This window comes from Oceanobacillus longus (assembly GCF_042650085.1).
GTDB lineage: Bacteria > Bacillota > Bacilli > Bacillales > Amphibacillaceae > Oceanobacillus > Oceanobacillus longus.
Genome location: NZ_JBHSAO010000001.1, coordinates 373,344 through 387,119, shown reverse-complemented (window position 1 = coordinate 387,119; position 13,776 = coordinate 373,344). Strand labels below are relative to the sequence as shown.

Sequence of the window (13,776 nt, the reverse complement as noted above, 5' to 3'; positions counted from 1 at the left end):
CATTCATCCTGGCTTTCATATTTACATATGTTTATCTTTGATCAGTGGTAACTCTCTATTTATCTGTGTATATAATTGGTTGATGAGTTTCGTGCTGTACCCAAAATCAAAGGGCAGTAATGATTCCGTAGTTACTGAAAAATCAATAGCTGTATGATAAGGTCGAACCATAATAACCGTTGCAACAACAAAAACCTTTTTACCTTTCTTACTGACTACACTCATTTCACCATGTTCAGCAGATACAGCTTTTACTTCAAAGTCCGTACTGTTTGAAAAATAATTTTCCAATGTAGCCAAAGCTTTGTCTTTACTAGTTTTATAATAATGTGTTTGTAGAGAGGTATCCCAATGTTTTTCTCCAGTCTCTGCATGATTGTTAAAATATTTTTTAAGCATTTCACTAAATGACATATTTCGCACCCCAACCTGCATTGTTTTCCATGCATATCTATTACTATTCATTTTAACATGTTTCAAACAAATCCTCTAGTTGGTAATATTTAAAAACACCTGTTTCGATTTTTATAATCGAAGCAGGTGCGTTCATGTAATATATGATTATGATATTTTTGCTTCATGTTGATGAAACAAATAGCTTCCTACGTGTTTTGTTAAATCAAGAACACGTTTGGAATAACCCCATTCATTATCATACCAAGCAATTATTTTTATTTTGTTTCCTTCCATTACCATTGTGGATAATCCATCAATGGTTGCTGAAAAGTCCGTTGTTGTATAATCAATCGAAACTAATGGTTCCTCCGAATAATCAATAATTCCCTTCAGTTCACTTTCAGCAGCAAATTTAAATGCTTGATTGATTTCTTCCACCGTTACAGATTTCTCTACATCCACTACTAAATCAACAAGCGAAACATTTGGAGTTGGAACACGTAATGACATACCATGAAGTTTTCCTTTTAAATGGGGTAAAACTTCACTTAAGGCCTTTGCAGCTCCAGTTGTTGTAGGGATGATGGATTGTGTACAACCACGTGAACGACGTAAATCCTTATGTGGATTATCCAAGTTTTTCTGGTCATTTGTAAATGCGTGTACGGTTGTCATCAGACCATTAATAATGGAAAAATTATCATCCAATACTTTTACAATAGGTGCAAGGCAATTCGTGGTGCAGGAAGCATTAGAAATGACATGATCTTCTTCGTGTAAATAGGCTGCTTCATTTACTCCCATTACAATTGTTTTATCTACTTGTTTCCCTGGTGCTGTGATAACAACTTTCTTTGCCCCTGCCTCCAGATGCAACCCAGCACTTTCTTTTGTTTTAAACTTGCCCGTTGCTTCAATAACTACATCAATATCATATTCTGCCCAAGGAAGTTTTTCTGGTTCTCTCGAGTTCACAATCTTTACTATCTTTTGATTTACTTCGATTCCATCCTGAAGCGCTTTCACTTCGCCGTCAAAAATACCGTGAACACTATCATATTTAATTAGATGTGCAAGTGTTTCAGGAGGGTAGCTTGCATTGATTGCTACTACTTCTAATTGATTATCAGTAATTGCTTGACGGAACACCATTCGTCCGATTCTTCCAAATCCAGTTATGGCCACACGAGTTTTGTTCATAAGGTACTTATTCCTCCCATATATGTTATACTTTTATTTGTTTTTATATTAATTAGTATAACACATTTGGTTTGAAAAGTGTTTGGCATATATCATAATTTTTCTAAGTTTTTTATAAAATGGACATCCATACAGTTTTTTTATAAAAAAAACTGGATAAAGGAATGATTCCATTTATCCAGTCCTACATTTTTATAATACGGTCCAATTTTTTAACAGTTTTTCCAACTGTTCGTAGGAACTTGATTTCGAGCCGTTATTATCGATTACTGCATCAGCCAACTTCACTTTTTCTTTCAGTGGTATTTGAGATTGAATTCGTTTTATTGCCTCTTCCGCTGTATATTGATCCCTTTCCATCAATCTTTCAAGCTGTACAGACTCTTCAACAAATACAACGATGGTACGATCTACAAAATCGGTTAGCTTGCTTTCAAATAATAAAGGAATATCCAGCACAACACATTCCGCACCAGCTTTTAAATAAGCATCCCTTTGATACAACATTGTTTCACGTATGGCTGGATGCACGATCCTATTTAAAAGTTCTCTTTTGGATTCATCTGCAAAAATGATTGCACCTAGTGATTGCCTATCTAACGTCTTATCATCTCTTAAAATCGTTTCGCCAAAGGTTTCTACGATTTTCTCATAGGCTTTCTCACCCGGTTCAACAACAGTCCTTGCAATTTTATCCGCATCCACAACGGGAATGTTGAAATCATCAAACATGAGAGATACTGTACTTTTTCCACTAGCAATACTTCCGGTCAAACCGATGCATAGAGACATTATCCTTCACCTCATTTAGCTTTTTTGACAAGTTGGACATACATGTGTCCCTCGTCCCCCAACTTTCATTTTCGTTATTTCCGTACCACATTTTTTACAAGCTTTTTTATCCTGTCCATATACAAATAGTTCTTGCTGAAACATTCCCATATCACCCTGGCTGTTTACATAGGATCGAATGGTCGTTCCTCCAGCCTTAACCGCTTCTTCAAGTGTAACGATTGCCTGCTCTTGAATAGCTTTGACTTCTTGCTTTGTCAATTTACTTGCCCTTTTCAAAGGGTGAACTCCAGCTTTAAATAATGTTTCGTCGACATAAATATTTCCAAGTCCAGTAACGATTGTTTGGTCCAATAGAGCTGCTTTAATAAAACGGTCTGTTTTTTTTAGCTTTTGATAAAAATAGTCAAATGTAAATGTATCATCGAATGGGTCTGGTCCTAGCTGCTTTAATGGCTTGTTCGTAAATTCTTGGCCTTTCGCATATACGTGCATCGTACCAAATTTCCTCACATCGTTATAACGGAGCTCTTCGCCATCTGTAAACGTAAAAATGACATGGGTATGCTTTTTCACTGGTTCAATGGATTGATGCACACTATACTTCCCTTCCATTCGCAGGTGGGAGATTAATACATGGTCATCGAGATAAAACATCAGGAATTTTCCTTTTCTGGAAAGGCCACGGATCGTTTGCCCTTGAAGCAGGACTTTGAAATGCTCTGTATCATCGGGTTCTTTAATAATATTTGGCCAATAGATATCTACCTTTTCAATTGTTTTATTTAAAACAAATCGTTTTAATGTGTTTTTTATTGTTTCTACTTCCGGTAACTCTGGCATGTTTAAATTTCTCCTTATTTTGCATCGAACCAGCTGCTACCATATTCATAATCCACTTTCAATGGCACATTTAATTCTACGGTATTTTCCATCATTTCTGGTACGATTTCTTTCAAGATTTCTAATTCTTCTTTTGGAGCTTCAAGAATGAGTTCATCATGAACCTGAAGCAGCATTCTTGCCTGAAGCTTTTCATCTTTCAATTTCCAATGTAAATCGATCATTGCTTTTTTAATGATGTCTGCTGCACTACCTTGGATCGGTGTATTCATCGCAGTGCGCTCGGCGAAACTTCTAAGATTGAAATTTCGGCTTGTAATTTCTGGCAAGTATCTGCGTCTGTTCATGAGAGTCGTTACATAGCCTTTATGCTTTGCTTCCTGAACGATTTCTTCCATATACTTTTTTACACCTGGATAACTTGTGAAATAGCGTTCAATAAAGTTTTTGGCCTCTTTTCTTGTAATTCCTAGACTTTGGGAAAGTCCATAATCACTGATACCATATACGATTCCAAAGTTTACTGCTTTGGCTTGTCTTCTCATATTGGATGTAACTTCATCTTTTTCCACATGAAAAACATCCATTGCAGTTTGGGTATGGATATCCAAATCATTTTTGAATGCCGCTACGAGTTTTTCATCATTTGCAATATGTGCAAGTACACGTAATTCAATTTGCGAATAATCGGCAGCAAACATAATCCAGTCCTTTTCAGCCGGTACAAATGCCTGTCTGATCTTTCTTCCTTCTTCAAGCCTGATTGGAATGTTTTGCAGATTAGGTTCAATAGAGCTTAGTCTGCCGGTCTGGGTCAATGCTTGATTAAATCGGGTATGAATTTTATTTGTATCTTTTTTAACCACTTTTAATAGACCTTCAATATAGGTGGATTGAAGTTTCCCTAGCTGCCGGTATAGGAGCAGCTTTGGTATTATTTCATGCTCGTTTTGCAGTTGTTCCAAAACATCTGCGGCAGTCGAATAACCGGTTTTTGTTTTCTTAATAACGGGTAGACCTAATTTTTCAAATAAGATTGGACCAAGCTGTTTCGGCGAGTTTAAGTTGAAATTTTCCCCAGCCAACTCATAAACTTCTTTCTCTAACGTATTTAAACGTTCTTTTAAATCTATACCCATTTCTTCCAATTTGCTAATATCAACCTGAACCCCGAGATGCTCCAATTCCCCGAGGATTAAGGCAAGCGGCATTTCTAGTTCTTTCAGTAATCCATACTGCTCATTTTCTTTTAATCGTTCTTCCATTTCATCTTTTAATACATATAATGTAGTTGCTTTGCGGACGACATGTTCAGCAAGTTCTGGAAGCTCTGGAACTTTCAATTTTGCTCCTTTACCGTAAACTTCTTCATCGAATAATACATCCTTTTTCCCCATCCGGTTTCCGATGGCGGGTATGTCATGATTATTTTCTGCCGGGTTGAGTAAATAAGACGCCAGAAACATATCAAAGGTAATTCCCTGAACGTGGATGCCGTTCCTTAGAAGAGCGACCATTGTTTTCTTCGCATCGAAAACATGCTTCGTCATCGTACCATCTTCTGCCCATGTTTTGAATACATCGGAATTTAACGCAATTTCAGTTGGAATGAAATATGCTCCACTTTCATTGATGATTCCAAATCCGTCAATCGTTGACTGATGGTAATTTTCCCCAATCATTTCAACAACTAATGATTCATTGCCAATAAACATACTTTCGATCACTTCTTCAACAATAGTAAATGAAATATCATTCATTTCTGTATTTGCTTCCTGTTCCTCTTCCGCGTCATCAGATACACGATTAAGCAATGACAGGAATCCAAGATCTTTAAATGCCGTACTAACTTTTGACTGTTCAAACCCGTCGTATGTAATATTGTCAACGGAAATTTCAATCGGAGAATCTCGATTGATTGTTACGAGTTCCTTACTCATAAAAGCATCTTCTTTATGATTGATCAGGTTTTCTTTTAATTTTTTTCCGCTCACTTCATCAAGATGATTATATACTTCTTCCAAAGTGTTATATTGCTTAATAAGCTTGGTTGCTGTTTTTTGGCCTACACCCGGCACGCCTGGAATGTTATCTGAACTATCTCCCATTAATGCCTTTAGATCAATAATTTGTTCCGGTGTTATTTCCATTTTTTCAACCATATAATCAGGAGTGTACTTTTCAACATCACTTATTCCTTTTTTTGTCACATGAACCGTAACTTGTTCAGAGGCAAGCTGAAGCAAGTCTTTATCTCCAGAAATAACGGTTACTTCCCACGCTTCATTATTACCTTGCTTGGACAGTGTGCCGATAATATCATCTGCTTCATATTGGGCAAGTTGATAATGTTTAATATCAAATGCATCAAGCAGCTCTTTTAAAACCGGAAATTGTTCCGAAAGCTCAGATGGTGTCTTCTGCCGTCCGCCTTTATACTCCTTGTACGTAGAATGACGGAAAGTTGTTTTTCCTGCATCAAAAGCTACTAGCATATGGGTAGGTTTCTCTTCTTCTAATATCCGCAATAACATCGTAGTAAAGCCATAAACTGCATTCGTGTAAACGCCCTTATCATTATTTAAAAGTGGCAAAGCGAAAAACGCACGATAAATAATACTGTTGCCATCGATTAATACCATTTTTTTTGACATTTAAGTTATCCTCCTGTTTATATGATTCCTTAACTCATTTTAGCATTCTCTATAAGGAAATGAAAAAATAAAGATATGCATTTCATAAAACACAGCTTACGGTCATGATAAAATTATGAAAAAAACATCCTCTGTAATAAGAAGATGTTTATTTTGGTAAATAAATATGAATGGTTGTACCTTTATTGATTTCACTTTCCACATCGATTTTTCCATCATGTACTTCAACAATATGCTTCACAATCGCTAACCCAAGGCCGGTGCCACCTGTGTTCCGACTCCGTGCTTTGTCCACGCGATAAAAACGCTCAAAAATTCGAGGTATCGCTTTTTGTTCAATTCCGATTCCAGTGTCTGCCACCTTGATATGGATATAGTCCTCAACATGACCGAGATAGAATTCGACACTGCCATTTTCAGCAGTATAGAGAATTGCATTATCCAACAAGTTTATAATTACTTGTTTGATGCGCTCTTTATCAGCTTTCATCATCAATTGAGAATCAATATCAACAGAAAATTTTAGCCCTTTTTGCTCTGCATTATGTTTTAGAGCAGGTAAAACTTCATCAATTAACTCTCCAGCCTTGAACTTATTCAAGACCAAACGAAAATCTTCTCTTTCTAGTCGGGACAAAGATAATAAATCTTCTATTAACAATTGAAGGCGATGACTTTCATTTTGAATGATAGTCAAGAATTCCTTCGTTGTATCTTGATCATTCATACCGCTTTCCAATAAAGTCTCGGAAAAACCTTTAATTGATGTAATCGGTGTACGCAGTTCATGGGAAACATTGGCAACAAAGTCTTTACGTGTTTTCTCCAATTTCTTTAATTCCGTTATATCATAGAGAACCAATACTGCACCCTTTAGCATGCTTCGCTCATTGAAAATAGGGGCTCCAATAATTTCAAGATGTAATTTATTTAATCCAGATCTGTGGGTAAATGATTCTTTAATATTACGTTCATAGAGAAATGTCTTTTGTACCGTATCATGGAATTTTTCTTCTTCAAGGACGTCGTAATACAAGTAACCTTTATAATCTTTCACCGTTTTACCGAACATCGATATGAATTTTCGATTTACTACGTGAATATAACCCTTCTCATCAATTAATACGAGTCCACTTTGCATATTATCAATGATTGTCGATAACTGTTCAGAATGTCTCTGCTCCTGCATGGAAATTTCACTCATATTCCTTGCCAGCGAATTGATTTTGAGGCTAAGCGCTTCAATCTCTTTGCTTGCAGAACTATGAAATCGGACATTGTAATTGCCTTTAACGATTTGGCTAATGGTGTATGTGGCCTTATGAATCGGTTTTACGTATTTATTAAATAGCAGGGAAAACATTGATAGAAAGACAACCATGTCAATCAATAATAGAACAATTAAAACAAAAGGATGGCCTTCTGACTGCCATATAATCAAACCTGTCGCAAGTAGACTCAAAATAATAACCAATACATATGGTAATAATGCTTTGGAGAATAAATCTTTCATTAAATCGGCTCCTCCATTTTATAGCCAAGCCCTCTTACGGTTTTAATATAAACAGGTTTTTTTGAATTCGGTTCAATCTTATCTCTCAAATGACTAATATGTACATCAACAATTCGAGTATCACCAACAAAGTCGTAGTCCCAAACACTGCTTAAAAGCTGATCTCTTGATATAACCTTCCCCTTATTTTTAGCAAGATGAAATAACAACTCAAATTCTTTCCTTGTAAAGGAGATTGTATTGGAATCCATCTCTGCTTCATAACGTTCTGGATATATAACGAGAGCACCAACTTTCATCAAATTAAAACTTTGCTCTGCAGATTTTTTACTTCTTCGTAAGATTGCTTTTATTCTTGCAATCACTTCTTTCGGACTAAACGGTTTCGTTAAATAGTCATCTGCTCCCATTTCCAATCCAAGAACTTTATCAAACTCTTCATCTTTTGCAGTTAGCATTAGAATAGGAGTGTCAATTTTATTCATTCTTAAGTGTCTGCAAACTTCCATCCCATCCATCTCCGGAAGCATTAGATCAAGCACAATTAAATCATATTCATTCGTTTCACATTTTTGGACAGCTTCACGTCCATCGTAAGCAACGTCAGTCTGAAAACCTGCATTCTCAATATTATAATTTAATAGAGTTACTATCGGTTTTTCATCATCCACAATTAGAATTTTTTGACTCATATTCAGAACCCCCAACTTCAGCAGCTAATTTTTCTCTTCTATCAATATCTTAACATTAATATCGAAAAACGTATAATAAATAAAGAAATATTAAAAAAACTTAACATCTAAGTTATTGTAGTATTCCCGTAATTTTTGGATTTTTGTATAAAAAATCTCCGAATGCATGAACTGCATCCGGAGATTTATGAAAATTCTATTACCATTAACTTAATAACGATAGTACTTTTTTAACAGAAGCTGCAGATTTATCCAATGCTGCTTTCTCTTCTGCAGTTAAATCTAATTCAATAATTTTTTCAATACCTTTTCCACCTAGAATTGTTGGTACTCCAAGGTAGATATCTTTATAACCGTATTCCCCTTCAAGGAAAGCAATAGAAGGAATGACACGACGCTGGTCTTTAAGAATTGCTTCAGCCATTACAGTCAATGAAGCTGCAGGTGCATAATATGCACTACCATTGCCAAGCAAGCTAACGATTTCTCCCCCACCCGTACGTGTCCGCTGAACAATTTCTTCAAGACGCTCTTTGGAAATCAATGTTTCCAATGGCACACCGCCAGCATAAGAATAACGGATTAATGGAACCATGTCATCACCGTGCCCACCGAGGACAAATCCGGTTATGTCTTTTACAGACAGGTTTAATTCTTCAGCAACAAACGTCCGAAAACGTGCCGTATCAAGTACACCTGATTGTCCAATAACGCGTCCTTTTGGTAATCCAGATTCTTTAAATACTGTGTATGTCATAGCATCAACCGGGTTCGTTAATACGATGATTGTCGTATCCGGTGAATAGTTAACAATATCTTTTGCTACCGCTTTCATAATTTTAGCATTTGTATTCACTAAGTCATCACGGCTCATACCTGGTTTACGTGCAATACCAGCAGTAATGATAACCAGATCAGAGTCTTTTGTATCTTCGTAGTTTGAAGTACCAATAATTTTCGCATCGAAGCCCTGCACAGGCGCTGCCTCTGCCATATCAAGCGCTTTTCCTTTTGTTGGGTCTTCCATTTGCGGAATATCTACGAGTACAACGTCACCAAGTTCTTTTTGAGCAATCATTAGAGCTGTAGTTGCACCAGTAAATCCTGAACCGATTACTGAAATCTTGTTTCTTTTCAATCCCATCTAAATTACCCCCATTTTGTAGGCTATCAGAGCATGATTAAATTAAAAATAAACAGCGTGGTGAGCGACCAATCAATGGGATGGTCGTTCACCACTACTGTATATGAATTAGCCCATATTTTTAATTAATTCTTGACCAAACTCGGAACATTTAACCTCTGTCGCGCCATCCATCAAACGTGCAAAGTCATATGTGACAACTTTAGATGCAATAGTTTTATCCATTGAAACCGTAATTAGGTCTGCTGCTTCTCTCCAGCCAAGATGCTCAAGCATGAGTACAGCTGAAAGAATGACAGAAGATGGATTCACTTTATCAAGGCCCGCATATTTAGGTGCAGTACCATGAGTAGCTTCGAAAATAGCATGCCCAGTATCATAGTTTATGTTAGCTCCTGGAGCAATCCCAATTCCGCCTACTTGTGCTGCAAGTGCATCTGAAATGTAATCCCCATTTAGATTCATTGTTGCTACAACATCAAATTCTTTTGGACGGGTTAAAATCTGTTGTAGGAAGATATCAGCGATAGCATCCTTCACTAGGATTTTACCTGATGCTAATGCTTCTTCCTGTACTTTATTGGCTGCATCTTTACCATCCGATTCCACGAGGCGGTCATACTCAGCCCATGTGAACACTTTATCACCATATTCTTGTTCAGCAACTTCATAGCCCCATTGTTTAAAAGCACCTTCAGTAAATTTCATAATGTTACCTTTATGTACGAGAGTAACACTGTCGCGTCCTTCAGTTAATGCATATTCTATAGCTGAACGGACCAATCGTTTCGTTCCTTCTTCTGAGACTGGTTTTACGCCGATACCTGAAGTTTCAGGAAAGCGAATATTACTTACACCCATTTCATTTTTAAGGAATTCAATTACTTTCTTTACATCATCGGATCCTTTTTGCCACTCAATCCCTGCATAAATATCCTCTGTATTCTCACGGAAAATAACCATATCCACATCTTCCGGACGTTTTACAGGTGAAGGCACACCTTCAAAATAGCGCACTGGACGCAGACAAGTAAATAAATCAAGTTCCTGACGCAATGCAACGTTTAGGGAACGTATTCCACCGCCAATTGGTGTCGTTAATGGACCTTTGATTGCAATTTTATATTCATTAATTTTATCCAATGTGTCTTGTGGAAGCCATTCGCCAGTTTTATCAAATGCTTTTTGACCAGCATAGACTTCCAACCAATCTATTTTCTTTTCTCCGTTATATGCTTTCTCAACAGATGCTTCAATTACTTCTTTAGCAGATGCCCAGATATCAGGACCAGTACCGTCACCTTCAATAAAAGGAATGATTGGATTGTTTGGTACGTTTAAGTTCCCATTTTCTACGATAATTTTTTCTCCATTTGCCATTAATAATACCCTCCTAAATTTATCTGAACAGAATAGCCGGATTACCAGCTATCCCTAGTTTCCATTTGTAAAATTAGCCACGTTTTGCAAGTTCAACATAATCTTGCAACTCTGGGCCCGTATATTCCGCACGTGGACGGATTAAACGATTGTTTTCATATTGTTCCAGAATATGTGCTAACCATCCTGAAGTACGACTTACTGCGAATATCGGTGTAAATAAGTCGTGGTCAATACCAAGACTGTGATAAACAGATGCACTGTAGAAATCCACATTAGCTGGAAGACCTTTATGCTTTTTGATATAGTCTTCAATTTTTACAGACATATTATACCATTTTTCCTGACCTGTAAGTTTAGTCAGCTCTTCGGACATTTTTTTCAAATGTTTCGCACGAGGATCTCCATTTTGGTAAACACGATGTCCCATCCCCATGATTTTTTCTTTGTTTTCAAATTTCTTTTCAATATAAGGGATTGCATTTTCTTCTTCGCCAATTTCACTTAGCATCTTCATAACGTTTTCGTTTGCTCCACCATGCAAGGGTCCTTTTAGCGCACCAATTGCAGCAGTAATACCAGAATAGATGTCTGATAGAGTAGCAACACATACTCTTGCTGTGAAAGTAGAAGCATTTAATTCATGATCTGCATGCAGTACCAACGCTTTATTGATTGCTTCAATTTCAATTTCTTCAGCTTCTTTTCCATTAAGCATGTATAAGAAGTTTTCGGCATATCCTAAATCTTTCTTCGGTTTAACCGGATCTTGACCATTACGGATTCTGGAAAAAGCGGCTACTATCGTTGCGATTTTTGCTTGTATAGAAACAGCTTTTTGTTTATTTACTTCGGACTCCAATACATCTGCCTTATTATCATATAACCCAAGTAAGGATATTGCAGTACGTAATGCTGCCATTGGATGAACGGTTGATAAATCATAAGAACGCAAATGATCAATGATCGCATCTGGAATTTCCATATGCTCTGCGAGTTCTTTCTTAATCTTTTCCAATTCAGTCGTATTTGGAAGTTTCTTATTCCACAATAAGTACACGACTTCTTCAAAACTCGAATTCTCAGCTAAATCATCGATACGATAACCAACATACGATAATTGGTCGTCAATGATGGAACTGATAGACGATTGAGTTGCGACAATACCCTCTAGCCCCTTTGCTGATGTTGTCATAGTAACCCTCTCCTTTTTTTATGTTAATTGTGGCACGATATAAAAAAACACACAATTACCTGACAATAATATCTATAGCGTGATGAAATCTCGCTATTCATAATTAAATAGCAGAAGTCATGCAACGCTTCTACTTAAATCTGTTTATACTTTTAAGTAGCTTATTATTGTCTACCCCAAATATTATTATAAAGTAATTCTAGCAGAAAGTGAATTGAAACCGTTTAAATTTCTAATTTTTGCTATAAATAATATATCTTACAGAGGTTTATGTCGTTTTATATTTTTTTATCGCTCTAATTTTTCATATCTGGAAGTCTATTATTCCTTCGTTCATCATATATAAAACTAGTACAGGCCTGCACAGGTTTCTAAATTAAGGCTTTAATTGGAGTGTCCTAAGTATGCAAAAATTATATCTTCAACAATTTATACGATTTCTTCTCGTAATCGTTATGTGTATCCTCGTTAGCATGGCATTTATATATACGTTCCATTATATTTACCCACTATTGATTGCTGTAACCATTGCCGTCATCATTCACCCATTTGTCCGTTTTCTTGAAAAAATTACAAAGCTACCCAGGTTTCTATCTGTATCGTTTATGATGATTGGTTTAATTCTGTTGTTTTTCGGCTTTCTATTATTAATCGTTACCGAAGTTTATCAGGGCTCTTTATTTTTGGCTGATCAATTACCAAAACATTTCCATTCCTTTGTTTTGTATCTAGAAACATTTTTTAATGATCATTTATTACCGCTATATAAGGTGGTCATTTCATTCTTTCATTCGCTTGATCCAAATCAGCAAGTTACAATCAATGAATATATTCGAACATTAACAGATTTCGTTGCATCTTCAGGAACGGAATTACTGCGTAGTACCTTGGCAAAAATTCCTGCTATGCTCGCTATCGTACCAGGGTCATTAACAACCGCTATCTTTATCTTACTGGCTACGTTTATGATATTAAATGATTTTGAAGGTTTAAAGCGAATCTTACAGCGAATTATTCCAGTAAAGGCGGGGAAATCGTTACATGAGCTTATTAATCATCTTAAGCTAGCAATTACCGGATTTTTTAAAGCTCAACTAATACTAATCTTTATTTCAGCTTGTCTTATTCTGACAGGCTTATTGATTCTACAGGTTGAACATGCATTAACAATTAGCTTTTTCGCTGCTGCAGTCGATCTCATCCCTTTTATCGGAACAGGTATCATCTTTATTCCCTGGATTCTATACACCTATTCCGTATCCGATTATTCGATGACCATAGGACTCAGTATTCTATATATGATAGTTATTCTTTCTAGACAAATTCTGGAACCAAAAATACTTTCAGCAAGCATCGGAATTCATCCATTGATTGTACTGATAGGTATGTTCGTTGGTATACAATTATGGGGATTTGCTGGACTTCTGATTGCTCCACTACTTATCGTTTTGGGAAATGCGTTGTATCAGTCAGGATTCTTACAAATAATATGGAAGTTCATCAAAGAATAAAAATATCATTTACGATATATAATTGTTCCATTTCCCATCATTTTGTTCATCAATTTGCGTATCATGTTCTTCAAAGGGGTTCTTGTATATGGGATTACTAAAATGAATCCGACCGTATCTGTAATAAAACCCGGTGAAAATAAGAATACAGCTCCAATAAAGATGCATATACCATCCATAATTTCTTCTGTTGGAGGAATTCCCTTACTCATCTGTAACTGGGCTCTTCTCCATGTATCTATGCCTTGTTTCTTCGCAAGGGTTACACCAATAACTCCAGTCAAAACGATTAGAAATACGATCCACCAAGGTCCCGTCATTCCACCAATCCAAATAAAAACACCGATTTCTGAAGCGGGAATAACTAATAAAGCCAATAATAACCAGCGCATCATAAAACATCCTTTCTCACACTTAATTTTAACATGATTCTCTGTAAATAAAAAATAGAAACCG

General features: G+C 36.3%; 12 protein-coding genes. 1 reads left to right on the top strand and 11 read right to left on the bottom strand.

Annotation, left to right across the window (positions count from 1 at the left end):
* Positions 1 to 21: 21 nt before the first annotated feature.
* The 10 genes from ACFOUV_RS01910 to citZ all read right to left on the bottom strand — a co-directional run bounded on the left by ACFOUV_RS01910 (position 22) and on the right by citZ (position 11,809).
* Positions 22 to 480 carry a cytosolic protein gene (locus ACFOUV_RS01910; RefSeq protein ID WP_379495077.1) on the bottom strand — a complete coding sequence of 153 codons (459 nt, stop codon included), beginning with the start codon at positions 478 to 480 and terminating at the stop codon, positions 22 to 24.
* 81 nt (positions 481 to 561) lie between these two features.
* Entirely contained in the window at positions 562 to 1,596 is a 1,035-nt protein-coding gene (locus tag ACFOUV_RS01905) for a glyceraldehyde-3-phosphate dehydrogenase (protein ID WP_379495076.1), read from the bottom strand.
* Between the two features lie 192 nt (positions 1,597 to 1,788).
* Positions 1,789 to 2,388 carry a dephospho-CoA kinase gene (gene coaE, locus ACFOUV_RS01900; RefSeq protein WP_379495075.1) on the bottom strand — a complete coding sequence of 200 codons (600 nt, stop codon included), beginning with the start codon at positions 2,386 to 2,388 and terminating at the stop codon, positions 1,789 to 1,791.
* Between the two features lie 15 nt (positions 2,389 to 2,403).
* Complete coding sequence (gene mutM, locus ACFOUV_RS01895; RefSeq protein WP_379495074.1) at positions 2,404 to 3,231, bottom strand: DNA-formamidopyrimidine glycosylase; 828 nt, start codon at positions 3,229 to 3,231, stop codon at positions 2,404 to 2,406.
* A 14-nt stretch (positions 3,232 to 3,245) separates the two neighbouring features.
* Positions 3,246 to 5,885, bottom strand: coding sequence for a DNA polymerase I (gene polA, locus ACFOUV_RS01890; protein ID WP_379495073.1), 2,640 nt, complete (start codon positions 5,883 to 5,885; stop codon positions 3,246 to 3,248).
* A 148-nt stretch (positions 5,886 to 6,033) separates the two neighbouring features.
* On the bottom strand, positions 6,034 to 7,398 hold the full coding sequence (gene pnpS, locus ACFOUV_RS01885) for a two-component system histidine kinase PnpS (protein WP_379495072.1): 1,365 nt from the start codon (positions 7,396 to 7,398) through the stop codon (positions 6,034 to 6,036).
* Positions 7,398 to 8,090 carry a response regulator transcription factor gene (locus ACFOUV_RS01880; RefSeq protein WP_379495071.1) on the bottom strand — a complete coding sequence of 231 codons (693 nt, stop codon included), beginning with the start codon at positions 8,088 to 8,090 and terminating at the stop codon, positions 7,398 to 7,400. Before ACFOUV_RS01880 ends, pnpS begins: the two co-directional genes overlap by 1 nt.
* Positions 8,091 to 8,295: 205 nt before the next feature.
* Positions 8,296 to 9,234, bottom strand: coding sequence for a malate dehydrogenase (gene mdh / locus ACFOUV_RS01875; RefSeq protein ID WP_379495070.1), 939 nt, complete (start codon positions 9,232 to 9,234; stop codon positions 8,296 to 8,298).
* A gap of 108 nt (positions 9,235 to 9,342) precedes the next feature.
* The gene (gene icd, locus ACFOUV_RS01870) at positions 9,343 to 10,656 is read right to left on the bottom strand and encodes an NADP-dependent isocitrate dehydrogenase (RefSeq protein WP_379495741.1); all 1,314 of its coding nucleotides are present in this window, start codon (positions 10,654 to 10,656) and stop codon (positions 9,343 to 9,345) included.
* A 31-nt stretch (positions 10,657 to 10,687) separates the two neighbouring features.
* Positions 10,688 to 11,809, bottom strand: coding sequence for a citrate synthase (gene citZ / locus ACFOUV_RS01865; protein ID WP_379495069.1), 1,122 nt, complete (start codon positions 11,807 to 11,809; stop codon positions 10,688 to 10,690).
* 404 nt (positions 11,810 to 12,213) lie between these two features.
* On the opposite strand from citZ, the gene ytvI reads away from it, so the two are divergent.
* The gene (ytvI, locus tag ACFOUV_RS01860) at positions 12,214 to 13,320 is read left to right on the top strand and encodes a sporulation integral membrane protein YtvI (protein WP_379495068.1); all 1,107 of its coding nucleotides are present in this window, start codon (positions 12,214 to 12,216) and stop codon (positions 13,318 to 13,320) included.
* Positions 13,321 to 13,325: 5 nt separating this feature from the next.
* On the opposite strand, the gene ACFOUV_RS01855 is transcribed toward ytvI, so the two are convergent.
* Entirely contained in the window at positions 13,326 to 13,712 is a 387-nt protein-coding gene (locus ACFOUV_RS01855; protein WP_379495740.1) for an FxsA family protein, read from the bottom strand.
* Positions 13,713 to 13,776 lie beyond the last annotated feature (64 nt).